19 protein-coding genes are annotated in these 21,786 nt (G+C 34.7%); 5 read left to right on the forward strand and 14 right to left on the reverse strand.

The genetic code is table 11. From position 1 onward, the window contains the following. Positions 1-103 precede the first annotated feature (103 nt). Both BM371_RS07935 and BM371_RS07940 read left to right on the forward strand, forming a co-directional pair. On the forward strand, positions 104-985 hold the full coding sequence (locus tag BM371_RS07935; protein ID WP_034677929.1) for a glycosyltransferase family 8 protein: 882 nt from the start codon (positions 104-106) through the stop codon (positions 983-985). 7 nt (positions 986-992) lie between these two features. Then, on the forward strand, positions 993-1,832 hold the full coding sequence (locus BM371_RS07940) for a glycosyltransferase family 2 protein (RefSeq protein WP_051882888.1): 840 nt from the start codon (positions 993-995) through the stop codon (positions 1,830-1,832). Here the strand turns inward: BM371_RS07940 and BM371_RS07945 are convergent. The 14 genes from BM371_RS07945 to BM371_RS08010 all read right to left on the reverse strand — a co-directional run bounded on the left by BM371_RS07945 (position 1,821) and on the right by BM371_RS08010 (position 16,496). Then, complete coding sequence (locus BM371_RS07945; RefSeq protein ID WP_034677930.1) at positions 1,821-2,801, reverse strand: WaaS/CpsH family glycosyltransferase; 981 nt, start codon at positions 2,799-2,801, stop codon at positions 1,821-1,823. The genes BM371_RS07940 and BM371_RS07945 overlap by 12 nt on opposite strands. A gap of 11 nt (positions 2,802-2,812) precedes the next feature. Continuing rightward, positions 2,813-3,856, reverse strand: coding sequence for an acyltransferase family protein (locus BM371_RS07950; RefSeq protein WP_034677932.1), 1,044 nt, complete (start codon positions 3,854-3,856; stop codon positions 2,813-2,815). Then, complete coding sequence (locus BM371_RS07955) at positions 3,857-4,981, reverse strand: glycosyltransferase family 4 protein (RefSeq protein ID WP_034677934.1); 1,125 nt, start codon at positions 4,979-4,981, stop codon at positions 3,857-3,859. It abuts the gene before it with no gap. A gap of 70 nt (positions 4,982-5,051) precedes the next feature. Beyond that, positions 5,052-5,990, reverse strand: coding sequence for a capsular polysaccharide synthesis protein (locus BM371_RS07960; protein ID WP_034677937.1), 939 nt, complete (start codon positions 5,988-5,990; stop codon positions 5,052-5,054). Positions 5,991-5,993: 3 nt separating this feature from the next. Further along, entirely contained in the window at positions 5,994-6,938 is a 945-nt protein-coding gene (locus tag BM371_RS07965) for a glycosyltransferase family 2 protein (protein WP_051882890.1), read from the reverse strand. 24 nt (positions 6,939-6,962) lie between these two features. Continuing rightward, a complete protein-coding gene (locus BM371_RS07970; RefSeq protein ID WP_051882892.1) occupies positions 6,963-7,829 on the reverse strand; it encodes a glycosyltransferase family 2 protein in 867 nt (288 codons plus the stop codon). Positions 7,830-7,972: 143 nt separating this feature from the next. Beyond that, on the reverse strand, positions 7,973-8,869 hold the full coding sequence (locus tag BM371_RS07975; RefSeq protein WP_051882894.1) for a glycosyltransferase family 2 protein: 897 nt from the start codon (positions 8,867-8,869) through the stop codon (positions 7,973-7,975). 10 nt (positions 8,870-8,879) lie between these two features. After that, on the reverse strand, positions 8,880-9,935 hold the full coding sequence (locus BM371_RS07980; RefSeq protein ID WP_051882896.1) for an acyltransferase family protein: 1,056 nt from the start codon (positions 9,933-9,935) through the stop codon (positions 8,880-8,882). Between the two features lie 55 nt (positions 9,936-9,990). Continuing rightward, complete coding sequence (locus BM371_RS07985; RefSeq protein WP_051882898.1) at positions 9,991-10,773, reverse strand: class I SAM-dependent methyltransferase; 783 nt, start codon at positions 10,771-10,773, stop codon at positions 9,991-9,993. Next, complete coding sequence (locus tag BM371_RS07990) at positions 10,760-12,004, reverse strand: ABC transporter ATP-binding protein (protein ID WP_034677938.1); 1,245 nt, start codon at positions 12,002-12,004, stop codon at positions 10,760-10,762. Before BM371_RS07990 ends, BM371_RS07985 begins: the two co-directional genes overlap by 14 nt. A gap of 96 nt (positions 12,005-12,100) precedes the next feature. Further along, positions 12,101-12,958 carry an ABC transporter permease gene (locus BM371_RS07995; RefSeq protein WP_034677940.1) on the reverse strand — a complete coding sequence of 286 codons (858 nt, stop codon included), beginning with the start codon at positions 12,956-12,958 and terminating at the stop codon, positions 12,101-12,103. Between the two features lie 171 nt (positions 12,959-13,129). Then, positions 13,130-13,993 carry a glucose-1-phosphate thymidylyltransferase RfbA gene (gene rfbA / locus BM371_RS08000; RefSeq protein ID WP_034677941.1) on the reverse strand — a complete coding sequence of 288 codons (864 nt, stop codon included), beginning with the start codon at positions 13,991-13,993 and terminating at the stop codon, positions 13,130-13,132. Between the two features lie 11 nt (positions 13,994-14,004). Further along, positions 14,005-15,084: a dTDP-glucose 4,6-dehydratase gene (gene rfbB / locus BM371_RS08005; protein WP_034677942.1), complete on the reverse strand. Its 1,080-nt coding sequence runs from the start codon at positions 15,082-15,084 to the stop codon at positions 14,005-14,007. Between the two features lie 89 nt (positions 15,085-15,173). After that, entirely contained in the window at positions 15,174-16,496 is a 1,323-nt protein-coding gene (locus BM371_RS08010; protein WP_034677943.1) for a UDP-glucose dehydrogenase family protein, read from the reverse strand. A 281-nt stretch (positions 16,497-16,777) separates the two neighbouring features. On the opposite strand from BM371_RS08010, the gene rimP reads away from it, so the two are divergent. The 3 genes from rimP to infB all read left to right on the forward strand — a co-directional run bounded on the left by rimP (position 16,778) and on the right by infB (position 21,579). After that, the gene (rimP, locus tag BM371_RS08015) at positions 16,778-17,245 is read left to right on the forward strand and encodes a ribosome assembly cofactor RimP (protein ID WP_034677944.1); all 468 of its coding nucleotides are present in this window, start codon (positions 16,778-16,780) and stop codon (positions 17,243-17,245) included. 16 nt (positions 17,246-17,261) lie between these two features. Next, on the forward strand, positions 17,262-18,497 hold the full coding sequence (nusA, locus tag BM371_RS08020; protein ID WP_034677945.1) for a transcription termination factor NusA: 1,236 nt from the start codon (positions 17,262-17,264) through the stop codon (positions 18,495-18,497). 79 nt (positions 18,498-18,576) lie between these two features. Then, positions 18,577-21,579 carry a translation initiation factor IF-2 gene (infB, locus tag BM371_RS08025; protein ID WP_034677946.1) on the forward strand — a complete coding sequence of 1,001 codons (3,003 nt, stop codon included), beginning with the start codon at positions 18,577-18,579 and terminating at the stop codon, positions 21,577-21,579. Positions 21,580-21,786 lie beyond the last annotated feature (207 nt).

Genomic DNA, 21,786 nt, shown 5'->3' on the forward strand with positions numbered 1-21,786 from the left:
CCTCTGTCGCAAAATACATTTTCTGAAACCGAAAAATGATTTTGGCAAATATAGTAAGATTAATTTTATAATGAATTTCTTCCTATTTTTGTTAAAAATTTAAATGATGAATTTCCTTCCCATTGTATTCACCTGCGATGATTTTTATTTTAAATATACCAGTGTGGTTATTGCTTCCCTGCTTGTAAATCAAAATAAAAACTGCCAATATGAAATTAATATTATCAGTGAATACATCAGTAATGAAAATAAGGCATTAGCCGAAAAACAAATTTCAAAATTCAGCAATTTTTCTATAAAATTCATCATTTTAGAAGATTTCGATGCAGGAAAATTTTATCTGAATTCTTATATGACTGTAAGTACTTATTACAGGTTTTATATTCCCCAATTGTTTAAAAATTACAAAAGAATTTTGTATCTGGATAGTGATCTGATCGTAGATGCAGATATTTCTGAATTGGCGGTCATGGATTTTGATGATAAGCTTGCGATCTGCAGCCCAAGTCCGTTCATTGTAGATAAAGTGAAAGCGGGGAACGATGAGGTTTTTACAAGAGAATATTTTCAGGAATATCTGAAAATGCCCGATCCTACGTTATATTTTAATGCAGGAGTTATGCTTTATAACCTCAAGAAAATGCACGAAATCGAAATTACAGAGAAATTTTTCAATGCAATTGAAGAGATTAAAAAGCCATTATTGCAGGACCAGGATATTCTGAATTCGGTTTTGTCCAGAAACGGAGGAGTAAAGATGGTCTCCAGTAAATATAATATGACCAAGGCTTACACGATAACTTCAAAAAGAATTTTTCTGGAGAATCTAAAAGAATTGTTCGGGATCAGTAAAAAGGACAATTGGTTTTACATCTACCATTACGTAGGAAAGGAGAAACCGTGGATGGAAAAAAGAATCGACGGACTGTTGTTCGAAAAATATGCTAAAAAATCACCTTTTTATTCTTTAATTTTCCCTAAATAAATTCAAGATGCTGTTTACCGTTTTTACACCCACTTACAACAGAGCTTATATCATTGAAAATCTTTACAAAAGTCTTCTTCGGCAATCTTGTAAAGATTTTGAATGGCTGGTTGTAGATGATGGTTCTACAGATCATACTGAAGAATTGATAGGTTCTTTTATCAAGGATGGTAGAATTACGATTTGTTATTATAAACAAAAGAATCAGGGTAAGCATATTGCGATCAATTTCGGGTTGCGAGAGGCAAAAGGTGACTGGTTTTTTACAGTAGACAGCGATGATTTTTTGCCCGATGATAGTCTGGAAATATTAGCTCAAGAAAGCAAAAATGTATTGAGAACGGATAACGCAGGCTTGGTAGGTCTGAAATCCTATCCTAATCAAACTGTTATAAAAAGAACGTTTGACGGCAAAAGTATGGAATGCTCTTCTTTAGATTTTACTTACAAATATGGGTACAATGAAGAAATGGCGGTTTGCCTGAAAACGTCAGTGGCGAAGAAATTTCCGTTTCCGGTCATTGAAGGCGAGAAATTTTGCCCGGAATCTTTAGTATTGAACAGAATGTCTAAAAACTATTCATTTTATTATTTTGGAAAATCCATCTATACGGGAGACTATCTTGAAGATGGCTTGTCTGCAAAATACTGGGAAAATTTCAAAAAATCGGTCAATTACTCGCTGATTTATTGGTCGGAGCTTACTGCTTCTGATGTGCCAAAGGAAATCAAAATAAAAGCGCTTAAAAATTATTTTACATTTTCACACAGTATACCCAACCGCTTGCTGAGAATTCTGAAAGATATTTCTATCCCAAACATCTTTTTATATTACCTAAGCAAGTAGTTTTTTGATCCAGTTTTCGAATTCATATTGATCTGTAATTTCATGATCAATAGGTCTGTAAGGTTTTGTAAGAAAGTCTGATAGTCTGTCGAAGTTGTTGAAATCTGTTACGAAAATATTATCCGGGTGGTAAAAATCGTATTCTTTTACCGTCGGGTTATTGGTGATCATTTTCTTTCGGTATTTAAGGGCTTCAAAAAAACGAAGTGAAAGTCCGCTGTGTTCATCCCTTTTCAAATCGATAAGAATAGATGATTTTTTTACCATGTCAAGGTTTTCCTGATAAGAGGTTCCATCGATAAGGTTTTTGATTCTGGAGTCGGTATTGACGTAGCTTCTGTCGGTATTGAGATAGATAAGAGGGTTTGTTTTAATGGTATTCTCATCAAGATAGGTAAACAGATTGGTGATTTTTTGATGTCTATCTGCGAGGTACTGCCCAATATAGAAAAAATCATACTCTGCCATATAATCCGTATTGTCTTTTCCAAAAAAACAATTGGTGATAAATTTTAGATGGTAACCCGGATTATCTTTTATATCATTTTTATCAAAAACAAAAATTTCATCAAAATAATTTCGGTACGATAAGATCTTTTTAGATACAGAAATCCCATCCAGTTGAAAATCGACCATCTTGTCGCTTATTTTTCTTGCCTTTTTCAATACAAATTCAGGAACCAAATCTCCACGGATGACCACACAGTAATCGAAATGATCATTCCCGAGCTGTTTAAGGCTTCTTTTGCAGTATTTTTCAAAATTCGCATGGTTCGCAGTAATGGGGTAAGAGTTGTTTTTTAAAACATTTCTATAAAAAATATTCACTATTTTTTGCCATATACTAAATTGATTGTAATAGAGTTTATCCTTAAATAAAATTTCCAAATCATAGCTGTTTTTTATAAACTGTTCTACAAACGGCTCTCCGAGAACTTGATTTTTGTAAATGAAAAGAATAGAAGGCATATCAATCAAATTTAAGTTTTTTTCATATTAAGGAAAAACTTTTCGTAGGATATATAAGATATCCAGGAAACTAATATAGTCAGTCCAAACGATAATATGTAAACGAATATATTGTACATACTGTGATTAATCAGCGGATATGTAAGCTTAATAACTAACAAGATAATCATCCAATGATACATATAAAGGCCGTATGAAATCTTACCTAGAAATTTAGTTAAAGGATTATCCACATCAAAAAAGGGATTGAGAACAACAGAAAGAATCGTAAAACCAAACATGAGAGCATAGATTTCATCTGAAAATGTCCCGAATCTTACATTAATAAACCAAGCAGAAATTGGGATGACTATACTTATGATTGAAATGATTTTGTTCTGAAAAATCCTGATAAAAGGATTTTTCTTAGCCAATAAAAAACCCAATAATCCTCCATACGCCATACAATTAAATTTAGTCTGATGAAAAAACTTCTGCACAAAAGAATATAATTTCTCATGATGAAACGTATGCTCATTAATATAATTAAACAAATGCGGAAAAAATGTAAAAAATATAATAAATAAAGAACAATACTTGATAAACCCTTTTCGTAAAAAAAACAATACCGCAAAAGGCCAAAATAAATAAAATTGTTCTTCTACTCCTAATGACCATATTTGCGGGCTGTTTGGCCATGACGAATTAAGGGCAGGCGGAACATTTGGAAAAATAGTTAAGCAAAGTATAATAGTTCTTCTAGGTATATCAGTAGAGAATAAGAAAAATGAAAGAAAAATAATAAGGTAATAGAGAGGCCATATTCTAAGTATTCGTCTTATATAAAATTTTTTTAAAAATATTGTCTTGTGCTTATCAATCTCCTGAATTAATAAATAGGTTATCAAAAAACCACTTAAAACAAAGAAAAGTGTCACAGAAAAATGGGCATCAGGAAACAGCATAAAATCTGTACGGGATACATTATGCTGCTCTTTGATGAGTTCAATATGGCTCCAAACTACAATGAGGGCGGCAAGGGCTCTTAATGTATCCAGTCCTTTTAAATATTTCATCTAGTGTTTTATAATTATTTGTTCTAGCCTTTGTCTCCATACTTGCCAATTCAGTTCCTGAATATACTTTTCTCTTGAAGCAATAGACATCGCCTTTATTTTTTCCTTACTTGTAAGTATATTTTCAATAGCATCGGCATAATCTTCAGGAGAAGAATTTTGTGGAAGAAGCAAGCCCGTTTTGCCATTTTCAACATGCGCGGAAACACCTCCCGTATCGGTTGAAATTACAGGCAAGCCATATCCTGCAGCCTCACAAAATGCAATAGGTGTACAATCTGCTTTTGTAGGAACAAGTAAAAAGTGAGACTGTAAAAGATGCGTCTGAATTTTTGCTAAATCATCCGGAAAATTTTTGTTGAGATAGGGTATAATGTTTACCCATTCATCCTGAATTTTCGGGTTGCAGCCAATGATTTGCAGTTTAACCGAATAGCCTTTTTGATGTAGGATTTTTACTGCTTCATAAGCAAGATTTCCTCTTTTCCTTTCCCAATCTACAGCGAGAAATAAGAAAACAATATCTTCACCTTTGCTTTCATTGAAATTCAAAAAATCAGGCACCGCCAGATTGGCGCCGAATTTTAAAACCTTCACTTTATCATGATTAATTCCGTAATGATTCACGGCATAGTTGGCTGCCCATTCGGAAGAGAAAATATTAATTGAACTTTTCTCAAGCATCCTCTTTTCAATCCTTTTTGTTTCCCATTTAGAAAGCCAGCCGAAACCTGAATAGTATGGATAATAGTTCAGCAATTGTGCAACATTGGCATCATTCAGATAGATAATAGGAGTATCGGTATTTACAAACGCAAAATCGTTGAGGTATGTTGGCACGAAGAGCAAATCAAATTTCTTTGTTTTGAGAAGGTTTGTTATCTTTTTTCCTAACTTTTTAGAAGAAAAAAAATTAACTTTAGTATTGTAACCGCGATTGAAAATCTTGTAAAACAGTTGATGGATCTTATTAAGTTTAGCGATTTCATTTTCATTTAGTAGCTGTTGCGGAATCCATTCTACTTCGTAACCCAGTAATAAAATCTGCTCATACATCTTGAACATGGTTCCGGACCAGTTTGCTTTGTTGTCAAGCGGCATTGAGCTGTAAAAACCAATTTTCATATGAGCTGTTATGATGTTTATAAATTTATTGAGAAGAATTTTTTGATGATTGTTTTTTTTAATATAAATGCTACTTCAGATATTTATTTTTCAAATTTCTTAAAATGAATTTGATATAATTTATCTCATGCTTTACAATTTTGTGATACGGAAAAGCGCCACCGGTTATTGAAAAGAGAAAAGCATTTCGGTGGTATCTTCCCAGAAATATTTCTCTGTCTAAATAATTTCTTTGGTTTCCTGTAAATTTTATGAGCGTTGGGACATGATTTGGGCTCGCTTTTTTTAAAAAAATATCAGCAAGCTGCTGATAGCTGCTTTTTAATCTGAAAGAGAAATAATGTCCCACTTCATTAGCAGAAATCATGCTTATTCTGAAATCTTTATTTTTTTTCATGACAGAGATTGCCGCAAGATAAATAATGAGATAGTCCGCAAGATCGCCGATGTTTTGAATTTCATCTTTGTTGTTTTTTATATCTTTAAAAAACTCATAAGGTTGCGGAGAGGTGTAGCAGGCGAAAAATTCCTGGTGCCATGCAGAAACAAACTTGTTGTTTTTTGGTGTCGCCAGAAACCAACTTTCCAGAATAGGATTCTGCATATCTGTCGTACAAAAATCTGAGTAGAAACCCAATAGATCGTATTTTAAATTTTCTTTAAGATCATAAACCCACGATAAGTTTTCAGTAAGAATTGTACTGATATCTATCCATATTCCGCCGTTTTTTTTAAGAATTTCAAGTCTTACAAGATCAGTATAATTTACAAAAGGGAGATCTTTTCTTACAGGGAGAATATCGGGAAGATAATTTTTTACATTTTTTGTGTTCAGTATGATGAGCTCAAAATTGGGAACGAGTTTTTTAAATTGGGTGATGCATAAATCTACCAATTCTGAATCACTATGGGTGTCCCAAAATGACCAAATGATTTTCGGAATAGGCTCAAGGTTTTCTGCTCCTTCTCCCCAGTTTACTTTTGATTTATATTTATCAAATTTTTCCATTTGCTACGAAAATAAGTTAAGTAGCTTTGCTACATATTTATACTGTATTTTATCTAAAAGAACCTGTTTTTGTACCTTCTTTTTTATATTTTTTGTGAATAATTCGGTAAATAAAATGTTGGTTTTTTCTCTTACACCATCTTCTACAGGGAATTTGTCATACCGAAATCTCATATACTGTTTTGTAATTGCATCTTCGTACACAATTTCACTCACCCCAAGCTTATTTCTGAAATACTGAATAGATCTAAGTTCTTCAATATAACTTTGCCCTGTTTTTTTGACATTGAATGAAACTTTTACTGAATGTTGTCTGAAATAATTTAAAAACTTTCCACAAATGGCAACATCCTGTAAGCGGCTCATTTCTGCCCAAAAAATCCAGTCTCCGGCGAGTCTATAATTTTTATATTCATCAGAAATCTGGTAATACAGCTCTTTTTTAAAAATTGCCATACTTGCATTAACGAGTTGATTAAAAGGAAGGAGCTTTTTCTCTATATATTCGTTTTTATCAATTATTTCAGAGATTGAATCTGTGCAAATATGCGGGTAAAATGTGTTTTTTTCGGTATTGTAAAAAATGGACTGACAGTGCGAAATTCCAATATTTTTATTGTCAGTCGTTGGTGCCAATAGGTTTTGCAAAAGTGTAGGTTCACACCAATCATCACTTTCCGCAATCCAAATCCATTCTCCTTTGGCAAGTTCGATGCCTTTTTGCCATTGTCTGAATGTGGAACCCGAATTTTCTTCATTGTAAATTATATGAGAGACGTTGGGGTGATTTTTATATTGTTCTATAACTTCTCTACTGTTATCAAGCGATAAGTCATCCAATATAATAAGCTCAAAGTCCTGAAACGTTTGATTTAATACAGAATCAATACGCTCCTTAAGATAGGGCGCATGATTATAGTTGGGAATGATGACTGAAACTAGTGGCATAATAGAGTTTTACCGGCAATTAAATTATCTTTTAAAAAGTGTAGTTAACTTATTTATATACGATTTAAATTTAAAATACCTGGAGTTAATAATTTTATAATGAAATTTTGCGTAGAGGTTTTTTTTATCTAAAACGATATAGTAATCTTCTAAAAATCGTCTGAATAAAATTTTACGCTGACCATCATCAAGGATATTTGAATATGCAAAATCGTAAACAGCAATCTGATTAGCCGCTAAAACTTCCGATTTGCCGCTGCTGTTATTCGGATGAATCCGGTATAACGTCAAATACTGATCTATGAATTTTATCTTTACCTCAGAATTCTTTAGCAATTCTACCCAAAACAGCCAATCCTCATGCAATTGAAATTTCTCATTAAAATACAGATTATCGATGATTTCCTTTTTTATAATCGGGGTATGTATCGGGATATTTAATCCTTGATCCCAATACTTGAGTAATGCCTCAATATTTAAAGTGTGATCTTTTAAATTGCAGAAAGGTTCTTCAATTTTATCGGCCTTTAGATGTTGAAAATCGGTGTAGATAAAGTTGAAATCATCTTTAAATTTTAATGATTCTTCAAGCTTTGTGGGTAAAAGCAGATCGTCGCCATCAAGAAATTGAATCCATTGCCCGGTAGCTTTTTTCAGACCGGCATTTCTGGAGTGGGCAACCCCACGATTATCATGCTTTATATATAGAAATCTGCCATCTTTTTGCACCCAATTTTCGGCTATTTCCCCTGTACTATCAGTAGAACCATCATTTACAATAATACATTCCCAATTTTGATAAGTTTGGTCGCTTACAGACTGCAAGCACATATCAAGATACTGGTCTTGATTGTAACAGGGAATAATTATGGAAACTAAGGGATGAGGCATAAATTGTGTTTTTAAAGCAAATATATTAAAAATCTTGCATTTAGGAGGGCGTATTGGGGCTTTATGTGCTTACTTAGAGAGTATATTCGATGTATTATTTGATCAATTTAAGTTTACATAAATTTAAAAATAATTTGTAAGGCCTAAAGTGAATTTACATAATGTATTTTTTTTAAGGTCTTTGCAAAAAGAATGAATTTGAACTTTTTGAGGTAATAATTAGCAATTGAATAATTGGCTTTTTGCTTGTTACTATAGCAATGCCATAAATATTGATAGATAACCTGACTTACAAATTCTAACGGAAAGGTTTTAGAATGATGGAGGATAAATTTTTCACGAAATTTATTATAAGCATTATCTTTTAACTGATTCAGGTGTTGAGCACCGGATATACTGATCTCTGAGATTCTTACCTTTACATGAGTGGCACGATTATAATATATTTCACCATAATCTGAGAAAGATAGAATTGCAATGTCGTCGCTTCCCCAAGCCAACGGAATTTTTTCAAATCGATGTTTGTGATATTTATCTGTCCGAAATATGTTTTCTGATAAACTGCTATTTACTTTACCTGAATATTTATTTATGAAAAATTTTTCGGCAGCAATAGTGTCTGTATTATAGTCATTAATCTTAATGGTTTCATTGTTTTCATCAATATGGTGATGTATTGTCTTCATACAATAAATCTTGTGAGAATCGCAATAATCGACAGATTTATAAAATTCTTCAACGAAATTATCTCCTAAAACATCATCATCTCCCAAGATCTGAAACCAGTCTTCTTTTACATTTTCTAATATTCTTTCCCATTGTAGCACCAGATTCTTGCCACCCAGATTTTCAGTATAATTATAATATTTGTATTCTGTTGGGTCAAAATATTGCTGAATAATTGGATGCGGATTCTCAGGACTTGCATCATTCCCAATATAGATAACAAAATCTTTATTGGTCTGTGTAGCAACAGACTTTATGGTTTGTTCAAAAAAATCTATTTTATAATAAGGTATGACAATGGCAAGCTTAGACATTTTTTTTGATTTAGAATAAGTTTTTAAATTTTAGACTCGGGCTTTCAATATAACGCCAAGATAAAAATGCTAAAATGTAAGTTACGAAAAGACCTGTTATCATTAGCAATATAGTATTTAAATTAAAAAAATACATCAGCAATTGTTGTATGAAAAAGCCATAAATATAAACACCATAAGAAATATCTCCAATTACTTTTCCTATTAAATTTACAGGTGAAGTATTTAGTTTAGATAACATAATAATTAAAATCGGCAGTGCCAATGGAGTTATAGCTTCATACAGATTGAAGAATATTGAAGTGATCAATATGCAAGATAAAGACATGCGTACAAATAATGTATTAAACTTTTTAAAGTTTAAAAAACTCAGTATTGAGCCAGCAACGAAAAAACTTGCCAATTTATATGATAATTGACTTGTTAATAAAAATTGATCGAACAAAAAGCTCAGAAATAGAGGTTTAAATTGTAAAAGTAAGTACGATACGGTAAAAGTCAATATAAGTACAGCTTTAACGAAACCTGAGCGTTTCTTGAAAGGGAATAACAAAAGCAGAAAGAGATAAAGACTGAATTCGTAGCTTAAAGACCATAAACTTCCGTTAATTGCGCCGGGATACGGATTATGAGTAAATACTCCATCAACATTGTATTGTACTCTGTATAATGATAGTACATTTGGAAAGTAGCTCCAATAAGATTTTTCATCAAATATATTTCTTCCCTCATAAACGAAAGGTAAAATAAGCATTGTAAACAGAAGCAGAACTACTAATGCAGGAAAAAGTCTTAAAATTCTTTTCCATAAATAGCTTAGGATAGTTTTACTCCTTTCTAAACTTTGAAAAATGAGATAACCACTCATTGCAAAAAAACATTCTACAGCAAATCGCCCCAAATCAATCTGATCATGAGAATAATGCAGAAGCAATTCTTTTTTTCCGGTTAAAGGGAATGAGTGGGAAATTATAACTCCGGATGCTAATATTAATCTAATAAAGTCAAAGTTATTTCTTCTGTCTACGGCAATTGTTTTTTCATTATTGTGAGTTGCATCATTCATGTATTATGATATAAATTTTTTAATTTAAATAAGATAAAACGCTGATGGGAACTTATCAGGCTTTAATCTTTTTCAGTACAAGAGTTTGGTAACCTTCATTGCACTGGTTTAAATCATACTGGTTGGTAAACTTCTCGATAGGTTTACCGTGAATCTGCAATATATTTTCTTTGGATATTCTGTTTAATATCCTGTTTTTGAGATTGTATTCTTTTCGCTTTCTTTCTCCTACAATTTTAATTTCCTGAAGAATCACTTCAACAATTTCAAATTTTGATTCGAATAGCTTATGAAAATCGTAGAAATTCCATTCAATGACGTGATAAGGATTATTGGGTGCCGTATTCGTGACTTTTGTGATAGGGGTAGAAATTAATAACATCCCGTCATCAGCTAAATTTTCGTAAAGATTATTAATGAAATCAAGATAATTGGGAACATGTTCTATGGTTTCAAAGCTTATGATAACATCAAAAGGGGTTTCGTCTTTGTATTTTGTGCCATCTTCGACTATTCTTGTAATATTCGTGTGACCATATCTGTGTTCGCCATATCGTATAGCATCTTCACTCAGGTCGACTCCTACAACCGAATCTGCCTCTCCCTCTGTTGCTAAAAGATAAGTTCCGTACCCACAACCTGAGGCAACATCCAAAACTTTTTTGTTTTTCACATATTGAAGCGCATATTTATATCTGTTTAAATGCTCGTCTTCATATTTTTTTAGCATGAAACCATATACCCATCTTTCTGCTTTTCCGTAAACGAGAAGATCGGATAGGTTTCTTAGTTCGAAGTTTGTACAGAACAATTCTTCAATAATATTATTTTCTTTCATTTGTCCAAGTTTGGTTTATAGTGAAATATCCTTGCGAATAATCGGGTTTTTCTTGCTCAAAATTATCTTTCACGTTGATTTTCAGTCCTTTATCGTAATAATCGTGGGTTTCGGAATTATCACCAATGTATATTTCGCAATTGTATTTTCCTGATTTCAGAGGGAAGCTTGGTATTTCACAAAATATGATATTTTCACCTGATGATAGATCAAAAGTTTGCTGAAAATGACCTGAAAAAGGGGTGAATAGCCTGTTCCCCAAATCGTCATTAAACCCAATTCCTATTTTAATATTTTTGATATTTTTATTCGACTTTATGCGGAACTCCAAAACTCCATCCTGCATGGTCTGTAAATTTTCGGAATCATCATTTCCTTTACGATACGATTTGAAATCTTTCAGATAAATGTTTTTGTGGGAATTTGGTATTATGTTTTCACTGTCTGAATTATGTGTATACAGACTGATGATTGATTTAATGTCCGAGCTGCCTTTTAAAAGACCGTTTTCCAGCATAATTCCTTTTTGGCAAAGTTGTAGAATGCTCGGTAAGTTGTGACTTACAAACAAAATCGTTCTTCCCTCACCTTTGGTGACATCACCCATTTTACCAAGACATTTTTTCTGAAATTCAGCGTCTCCTACGGCCAGAACCTCATCTACAATAAGAATTTCAGATTCTAAATGTGCAGCTACTGCGAACGCCAAACGTACATACATTCCGGAAGAGTATCTTTTTACCGGAGTATCAATATATCTTTCTACGCCCGAAAAATCAACAATTTCATCAAATTTTCTGCTGATTTCTTTTTTGGTCATTCCCAGAATAGCTCCGTTGAGGTAAACGTTTTCACGACCCGTCATTTCCGGATGAAAACCTGTCCCTACCTCAAGAAGAGAGGCAATTCTTCCGTTTGTATAAATTTTTCCTGTTGTTGGTTTTGTAACTTTGCTCAATAGTTTTAGAAGAGTAGATTTTCCGGCTCCGTTTCTGCCGATAATTCCTACTGCATCGCCTTGTTCAATTTCGAAATTGATGTCACGAAGCGACCAAACATATTCTGAACTTCCTTTCGCTGATCTGTCGTTGGATTCACCAATCATCAGATAAGGATCTTCTTTTCCTCTTACTTTATGCCAGAATCGGTTTAAATCGTGGGTTAATGTTCCTGTTCCTACCTGACCGAGACGGTATTGTTTTGATATATTTTCAGCTTTTAATGCAAGCATGTGTTTTTTTTGTTTAATGTTTAAAAAAGTTTAAGATTCAAAATAATATGAGGCAGTGATTTTAAGATGAAATGTAATAATCACTTAGTATTCATATTATACCGTGTCTATAAAAGATTTTTCTGATTTGTTGAAGACCACAATTCCTGCAAAAAGTATTACAATGATAAAAGCAAAGCTCATCAGTAGTCGCGGCATGCTGAAATCTCCAGATCCTATAAAGCCATATTTAAAACATTCAAAAATAGGTGTTAAAGGATTAAGGTCAGCTAAAAATCCATAGCTTCCCAGTTTTTGTTTTACCAATGAGGTTGGCAAAATAACTGGTGTAAGCCACATAAACAAACTTACTCCAAAACCGAGTAACAAAGACAAGTCTCTGTATTTAGTAGTAAGTGAAGAAAATATCATTCCTAAGCCTAAAGAAAATATAGCAAGAAAAATAATCAGAATAGGGAATGAGAAAGCCCATGAATTGGGATGTACCTCACCTTTAAACATATAATATCCCAAAACAATCCAAAATAATACCAGTTGTATGCCTAAACGCATGAAACTCGAAATAATGGAAGAAATTGGCGTTACCAGTCTGGGAAAATAAACTTTCCCGAAAATTCCCGCATTCCCTGTAAACACATTTGAAACGCTGAGCATCGTGGTGCTGAAGTATCCCCAAAGTGTATTTCCTGCAAGGTAAAATAATATTGGCGGAATCCCGTCTGTCGGCAGATTTGCGATACCTCCGAAAACCAAGGTAAAAACAAGGGTTGTAAGGATAGGATTTATAAAAAACCAAAGCGGGCCTAGGATGGTCTGTTTAAAAGAAGAAATAAAGTCTCTTTTTACAAACATTAAAACCAGGTCTCTGTATCGCCAGACTTCTTTCAGATTGAGCTGGAATAAAGAGTGACCAGACTCAATGGTTTCTGTCCACTTCTGTTGTGGTTCATTCATTTGTGGGGAATTTTTTGCAAATTTAAAATAATTAATTGATTGGCAGTCTTCTGAATCATGAAATCTTCATATTCAGGCAAAAACATAGCTAATATATTAATATTTTATCTTTCAACAAAAAAGCTAATGATCACAGATCAGTAGCTTTTTTATATTTGATGTTATTTCTTTTTATTTATTAACAAGCTTCTTCAGGTATTCACCGTAACCGCTTTTTCCGTATTTCACGGCAGTCTCCAAAAGCTTTTCTTCATTAATGAAGCCGTTTCTGAAAGCGATTTCTTCAATGCATCCGATCTTAAAGCCCTGTCTTTTTTCAATAACGCTTACGAATTCTGAAGCATCATTTAAAGAATCGAAAGTTCCCGTATCCAGCCAGGCTGTTCCCCTGTCTAGAACACCGACTTCCAATTTTCCTTTATTTAAATAGACATTGTTTACATCGGTAATTTCCAGCTCACCTCTTGGCGAAGGCTGAATGTTTTTAGCGATTTCTACAACTTCGTTATCATAAAAATACAATCCCGGAACTGCATAATTTGATTTTGGCTTCAAGGGTTTTTCTTCAATAGAAACTGCTTTAAAATTATCATCAAATTCCACAACACCATATCTCTCGGGATCTGAAACGTGATATGCAAAAACAACCCCGCCATCAGGATTGGTCTTATTTTTCAATAAAGTTCCCATTTCAGAACCATAGAAAATATTATCTCCTAGAACGAGTGCTGCTGCGTCGTTTCCGATAAACTGTTCACCCAGGATGAAAGCCTGTGCTAATCCGTCCGGACTTGGCTGTACCACGTACTCAATATTACAACCGATCTGCGAACCGTCACCTAAAAGTTTGATGAATCCGGCTTGATCGTGCGGAGTGGTAATGATCAGAATATCTTTAATTCCTGCTAAAAGCAATGTGGAAAGCGGATAATAGATCATCGGTTTGTCATAAACAGGCATTAATTGCTTGCTTACAGCGATGGTAAGAGGATAAAGTCTTGTTCCGGAACCTCCGGCTAAAATAATACCTTTCATCTTTTGTGTTATTAGTTGTATTGTTTTTCGTAGTATTTCTGATAATCGCCGCTGGTTACATTCTCCAGCCATTCTTTGTTTTCTAAGAACCAATCTATTGTTTTAGCGAGACCCTGTTCGAAAGTAACAGAAGGTTTCCAACCCAACTCAGAATTCAATTTTGTTGCATCAATTGCATAACGTTTGTCATGACCCGGTCTGTCTTTTACATACGTAATCAGCTTTTCAGAATGACCTGCAGGATTTCCGAGCTTTTCATCCATCTGTTTGATCAATTCTTTTACCAGATCAATATTCTGCCATTCATTAAACCCTCCGATATTATAAGTTTCTCCCGTTTTAGCTTCGTTAAAAATCTGATGAATCGCTTTTGCGTGATCAATGACGAATAGCCAGTCTCTTGTATATTTTCCGTCACCATAAATAGGCAGTGGCTTTTCATTAATAATATTAAAGATACAAAGAGGAATCAGCTTTTCAGGAAAGTGATTCGGACCGTAATTGTTTGAGCAATTAGATACAATAAAAGGCATCCCATAAGTGTTTCCATATGCTCTTACCAAGTGGTCTGAAGCTGCTTTTGAAGCTGAATACGGAGATTGAGGATCATAAGAAGTGGTTTCTAAAAAGAATCCTGTTTCACCTAAGCTTCCGTACACTTCGTCTGTAGAAACGTGGTAGAAAAGATTTGTTCTTTTTTCATTAGGGAATCTTCCATGCGTATGATCCGGGTTTAACGTCCAGAATTCTTTGCATAGATTTAAAAGATTTGCCGTTCCGTTAACATTGGTATTGATAAATGCCATCGGATCAGTAATGCTTCTGTCAACATGACTTTCCGCAGCCAAATGAATGACAGCATCCGGATTATATTTTTCGAAGATTTTTCTTAGCTCTTCAGGTTTTGTAATATCTGCTTTTTCGAAAACATAATTCGGCTCATTTTCGATATCCTTTAAGTTTTCAAGATTTCCGGCATAGGTCAGAGCATCAAGGTTAATGATGGTAGATTCCGGATTATTCTTCACGAACTCTCTTACAACATGGGAACCGATAAATCCGGCTCCGCCGGTAATGATAATGTTTTTCATATTTTTATGCTAGTGGCCGCTGGCTTCTGGCTTTTGGCATTTATTTAATTACTTTATAAACTGAACCTTTTACTTGGATCTTTTTACTTTTATCTTGTCTCTTCCCCAACAGTTTTCCTTCCTATCGATTTATAGAAAAATCCTTTCTGCTGCGGAACTTCAAGCGGGAACATGTTTCTTCCGTCAAAAATAGCTTTATTGTTCATCTTTTTAGCCATCAGATCAAAATTAGGATTTTTAAATTCTGGCCATTCTGTAGCAATAAATAAGGCATCCGATCCCTCTAATGCATCATACATGGTATTGGCATAAGATATTTTGTCACCTAACAATTTTTTTACATTTTCTTCGGCGATAAGATCATAAGCGACAATCTCAGCTCCTTTTTCTAAAAGAAGAGCAATATTATCAAGAGAAGATGCTTCTCTGATGTCATCTGTATTGGCTTTAAAAGCTAATCCCCATATCGCAATTTTCTTTCCTTTAATGTTGCCTCCGAAATATTTTTCAATCTCCGAAACCAGAATTACTTTTTGTGAAATGTTTACTTTTTCTGTAGCCTGAAGAATCTGAAAGTCAAAATCATCATTTTTTCCGGATTTAATAAGAGCTTTTACGTCTTTAGGAAAACAGCTTCCACCATATCCGATTCCCGGAAATAAAAATCGATGGCCAATTCTGTCGTCACTGCCCATTCCTAATCTTACTTTATCTACATCAGCACCAACTTTTTCGCAATAATTGGCAATTTCATTCATGAAAGTAATTTTTACAGCTAAGAATGAGTTGGATGCATATTTTGTAAGCTCAGACGATTTTTCATCCATAAAGATAATAGGAATTCCTGTATTCGTAAATGGCTGATAAATTTTTGCCATAATATCTTTTGCTTTATCAGAGCTGGATCCTACAACCACTCTTGCAGGATTCATAGAGTCTTCTACGGCAAAACCTTCTCTCAAAAATTCAGGATTAGAAACTACATCGAAATCGATAGTTGTTTTTGAGGAAATTGTTTCTCTTACTCTGTCGGCTGTTCCTACGGGAACTGTACTTTTGTTGACAACCACTTTATACTCTGTCATCATTTCACCAATATCATTGGCTACTTTCAGTACATAAGAAAGATCCGCCGAGCCATCTTCTCCGGGTGGAGTAGGAAGAGCAAGATATACAACCTCACTTTTATCTAAAGCTTCTTTTAAATTGGTAGTGAAAAATAACCTTTCGGATTGGATATTTCTCAGGAACATTTCTTCAAGGTTCGGCTCGTAAATAGGTACGATGCCGTTTTTCATTCCTTCTACTTTTTTTTCATCGATGTCAACACAATAAACCGAATTGCCAAGCTCTGCAAGGGTAGTTCCTGTTACCAAACCCACATAGCCTGTTCCTACTATTGTTATATTCAAAATATATGTTTTTATAAAATTCGAGACAAAAATACTAAAAATTGTTTCATTGTATTTTTAAATCAATAATAACTTGCAAAAGGTAAGCTTAAAAATTTTGATTTTTCTGAACATTAATTTATTATGGAAGCGTAAATCTTATTAAGAAACTTATTTTATTGATTATGAACCAGGTTTGTGTATTTTATAAAATTGTAGTATATTTGCATAAGATTTACGGAAAAAAATGAGAAGGCTTCGAAGAGAAAGCCTTTTTTCGTACTGGTAAATCATGATAGAATATGGAGTTTAGAAAAAATATTGAAACATTATTAAATGATTTCCTGGAAACAAGAAAAGATTTGTTTCTTATTGATTTAAAGATTTCTGCAGGAGATGACATCACCGTGATTCTTGATGGAGACAACGGTGTTTCTGTGCAGGATTGTCTTGATGCGAGCCGTGCCATTGAGTTTAATATGGATCGTGAAGAGCACGATTTCAGCCTTCAGGTAATGTCTGCAGGATTAAGCGAGCCGCTTTCGATTCCGAGACAGTTTCAGAAAAATATCGGAAGAGAAATTGAGGTTTTGCTTAATGATTCAACAAAAATCGAAGGCGAACTGGCAAAAGTAGACGACGAAAAAGTCACTCTTGTACTGCGTTACCGAAAACCGAAAGAAGTAGGTAAAGGTAAAGTAGATGTGGAGGAGGAAAAAGAAATTCCTTACTCTGAAATAAAGAAAGCATTGGTAGTACTTAAATTTTAAAAAGAAAAAAAGATACATGGATAATATAGCGTTGATTGAATCCTTTGGTGATTTTAAAGACGAAAAAGGGATCAGTAAAATTGATCTTATGGCGATCATTGAAGATTCTCTAAAAACTTTGCTAAGAAAAAGATTTGATTCTGATGATCACTTTGATGTGATTGTAAATCCTGATAAAGGAGATTTTCAGATATTTTTAAATAAAACCATCGTGGAAGACGAAATGTCTGAAGATGATGATCTTGAAATTGAAATTACAGAAGCCAAAAAAATTGATCCGACTTTTGAAGTTGGTGAAGATTTTACCATGGAAATTCCGGTTGCTCAGTTAGGAAGAAGAAATATTTTGACGCTGAAACAGATTTTAGCAACAAAATTGCAGGAGCATAACAACGCAATGTTGTACGATCAGTTCAGAGACCGAATCGGAGAGATCGTAATTGGTGAAATTCACCACATCCGTCACAAACATGTGATCTTATTGGATGATGAAGGAAACGAATTTATCTTGCCTAAAGAAAATCAGATCCCTTCAGATTTCTTCAAAAAAGGAGAAAACATCAGAGCGATTGTTGAAACAGTTGATTTTAAAGGTTCAAAACCACAGATCATTATTTCAAGAACAGCTCCGAAATTCTTGGAGAAATTATTGGAATTAGAAATTCCTGAAATCCAGGACGGAACAATTATGCTTAAAAAAGCAGTGAGAATTCCTGGTGAAAAAGCGAAAATAGCTGTGGATGCTTATGACGACAGAATCGATCCGGTAGGAGCTTGTGTCGGAGTAAAAGGTTCTAGAATTCACGGTGTTGTAAGAGAATTAAGAAACGAAAATATAGATGTGATCCAGTGGTCTAAAAACCCTGAGATTATGGTGAAGAGAGCTTTAGGTAATGTTACCATCAATAAAATTGACATCAACGAAGAGACCAATTATGCTTTGGTGTATACTCCGGTTGAAGAGATTTCTAAAGTTATCGGTAAGCAAGGACAAAACATCAGACTGGCTTCATGGTTGTCTGGGTACGAAATTGATGTATACAGAGAAGCAAGTGAAGATGATGACGTAGACTTGAGAGAGTTTAATGATGATATCGAACAATGGATTTTGGATGAGTTCAAGAAAGTGGGTCTTACCACTGCAAAATCGGTGTTGGATAAAGATACGGAAAGTCTTCTGAATATGGTAGATCTTGAAGAGGAAACCATAGAAGACGTGAAACGTATATTGAGAGAGGAATTTGAAGATTAATATTTAGAAATAAATTTTAATAAACAGTAAAAAAGAATACTTTAATTTTAAGAATTAAAAAAAACAGTAAATAATATAGATGCCAAAAATTAGATTAAATAAAGCGGTTAAGGAATTCAACATTTCGATGTCCAGACTGGTAGAATTTTTACAGTCTAAAGACTTCGTGGTTGAAAACAATCCTAACGCTCAATTAGAAGAAGCGGCATATTCTGCATTGGAAGCTGAGTTTGCCAAAGATGGTGAGCAGCGTAAAGCTTCCCATGAGGTGGTGATTTCTAAAGTTCCGGAAGAAAAACTGGAAATGGAAGAGAAAAAAGCCCCTGAAGTAATAAGAGCTAAAGCTAATACAAAACCAGAAACCAGAATTTTAGGTAAAATAGATCTTGAGCCTAAAAAATCTGAACCTGTTGCAGAAGAACCAACTCCTGCACCTGCTCCGGTAGAAGAAAAGAAAGAAGAAGTGAAGGAGGTAAAAGAAGAGGTGAAGAAAGAAGAGGTTGCACCGGTTTCTGAAGTAAAAGCAACTCCTGAAAAACAGGAATTTAAGGTTCTGGATAAAATTGATCTTTCTCAGATAGAAGGAAACAGAAACAGACCTGCAAAAAAAGATAAACCAAAAACAGAAGAGGTAAAAGCTGAGGTAAAACCAGCTGAACCGGTGAAAGAAACTCCGAAACCGGTTGAAAAACCTGCAGAAAAAGTACAGGAAGCTAAACCTGAAACTGCACCTGAAGAATCTCAGGAACCTCAGAAAATAGAAACTGTTTACCAAAAGCTAGACGGGCCTAAAATTGTCGGTGAAAAAATTGATTTAACTCAGTTTGCACCAAAACCAGGTCCGGGAGCGAAAAAGAAAAGAAAGAGAATTGAGAAACCGGGCGGTCCGAACCAGAATACTGGGAACAACCAACAAGGTGGAAACAATCAGCAAGGTGGTCAAGGAAACCGTCCTCAAGGACAAGGTGGTCAGGGTAACCGTCCACCAGGTCAGGGAGGCCAAGGTGGAAATCGTCCAGGCGGTCAGGGTGGACAAGGCGGTGGAAACCGTTTTGGAAACAACAACCAAGGCAACCGTCCACCGGGACAAGGTGGTCAGGGTGGAAACAGACCTGGCTTCAACAGAGGCGGTCAAGGTGGTAACAGACCGGGACAAAGAACAATGCCTGTTGAATTAACTGACGAGCAAGTTAAAAATCAGATCAAGGAAACTTTAGAGAAGCTTACCAATAAAGGAGGTAAATCTAAATCTTCTAAGCATAGAAAAGATAAAAGAACTTTCCGTAGAGAGCAGGATGAGCGTCAGCAGGAAATGGATGCTGCAGACAGAACGCTGAAAGTAACTGAATTCATCACTGTTGGTGAATTGGCAAGTTTAATGAACGTTTCTCCTACAGAAGTTATCTCTGCTTGTTTCTCCTTAGGAGTAATGGTTACGATGAATCAGAGATTGGAAGCAGATACTTTATTATTGGTAACAGATGAATTTGGTTATAAGATCGAATTCTCCGATGCTGATCTTGAAGATACAGACTCTGAAGATGAAGTAGATACTGAAGAAAGCTTATTACCGAGAGCACCGATTGTTACCGTAATGGGACACGTTGACCACGGTAAAACCTCATTGCTGGATTACATCAGAAAAACCAACGTTATCGCTGGTGAATCTGGAGGAATTACTCAGCACATCGGAGCTTACAATGTGAAGCTGGAAAATGGTCAGAGAATTACATTCTTAGATACACCGGGTCACGAAGCCTTTACCGCAATGAGAGCGAGAGGTGCCCAGGTTACCGATATTGCAATTATTGTGATTGCTGCCGATGATGATGTGATGCCTCAGACGAAAGAAGCAATTTCTCACGCTCAGGCTGCAGGTGTACCGATGATTATTGCCATCAACAAAGTAGATAAACCGAATGCAAATCCTGACAACATCCGTCAGCAACTTTCCGGAATGAATATTTTGGTCGAAGAATGGGGTGGAAATGTTCAGGCTCAGGAAATTTCAGCGAAAATGGGTAATAATATGGATCTTTTATTAGAGAAAGTATTACTTCAGGCTGAAATGTTAGAACTGAAAGCTAATCCTGAACGTACAGCAAACGGAGTTGTTATTGAAGCATCTTTAGATAAAGGAAGAGGGTATGTAGCGACAATGTTGGTGCAAACCGGAACTTTAAAAGTTGGTGATTATGTAGTAGCAGGTAAAAACCACGGGAAAGTAAAAGCTTTACTGGATGAAAGAGGGAAAAACCTTGAAGAAGCGGGTCCTTCAATTCCGGCAACGATCTTAGGATTGGACGGAGCGCCTACAGCAGGTGATAAATTCCGTGTTTATGCTGACGAAAGTGAAGGTAAAGCTATTGCGAATAAGAGAGAGCAGTTACAGAGAGAATTATCGATCAGAACTAAGAAGCATACGACACTTGAAGAATTGGGTAGACGTATTGCTTTAGGTGAATTCAAAGAATTGAACATTATCCTTAAAGGTGATGTGGATGGTTCTGTAGAAGCACTTTCTGATCAGTTACAGAGATTATCAACAGAAGAAATCAGCGTGAAAATCCTTCACTCAGGTGTTGGACAGATCACTGAATCTGATATCAACTTAGCGGCAGCATCTGACGCGATTATCATCGGATTCAACGTAAGAGCCGGAGCAAATGCGAAAGATCTTGCTGACCGTGAAGAAATTGAGATCAGAACGTATTCTGTAATCTATAAAGCAATCGATGAAGTGAAAGAAGCAATGGAGGGAATGCTTTCTCCGGAAATTCAGGAGCAGGTAATCGGTAACGTTGAGATCCGTGAAGTATTCAAGATTTCTAAAGTCGGAACGATTGCAGGTTGTATGGTTCTTACCGGAAAAGTAACAAGACAGTCTAAAGTAAGATTACTGAGAGACGGTATCGTGAAATTCGACGGTGAGCTTGAAAGCTTGAAGCGTTTCAAAGACGACGTAAAAGAAGTAACGAAAGGCTACGAATGTGGTCTGAACCTTAAAGGGTATAATGATATTGAACAGGGCGACATTCTTGAAGTATACGAAGAGGTTGCTGTGAAGAAAAAATTGAAGTAATTTAATTTTGTATATATTAAAAACTGCCCGCATCTTTGATGCGGGCAGTTTTTGGCTTAAACCGAATAATCTATGTTAAAGAATATTGGATCAGAAGCTTTGTGGCTTGAAAAATCGGTTGTATTTTTAACAGTATCGTTTTTTATGTTTTATGACAAAAGTAGAAAAACCTTTTTATAATATTGGTAAATGGTATTTATAAATCAA

Origin of the sequence: Chryseobacterium formosense (assembly GCF_900116415.1) — a bacterium.
GTDB lineage: Bacteria > Bacteroidota > Bacteroidia > Flavobacteriales > Weeksellaceae > Chryseobacterium > Chryseobacterium formosense.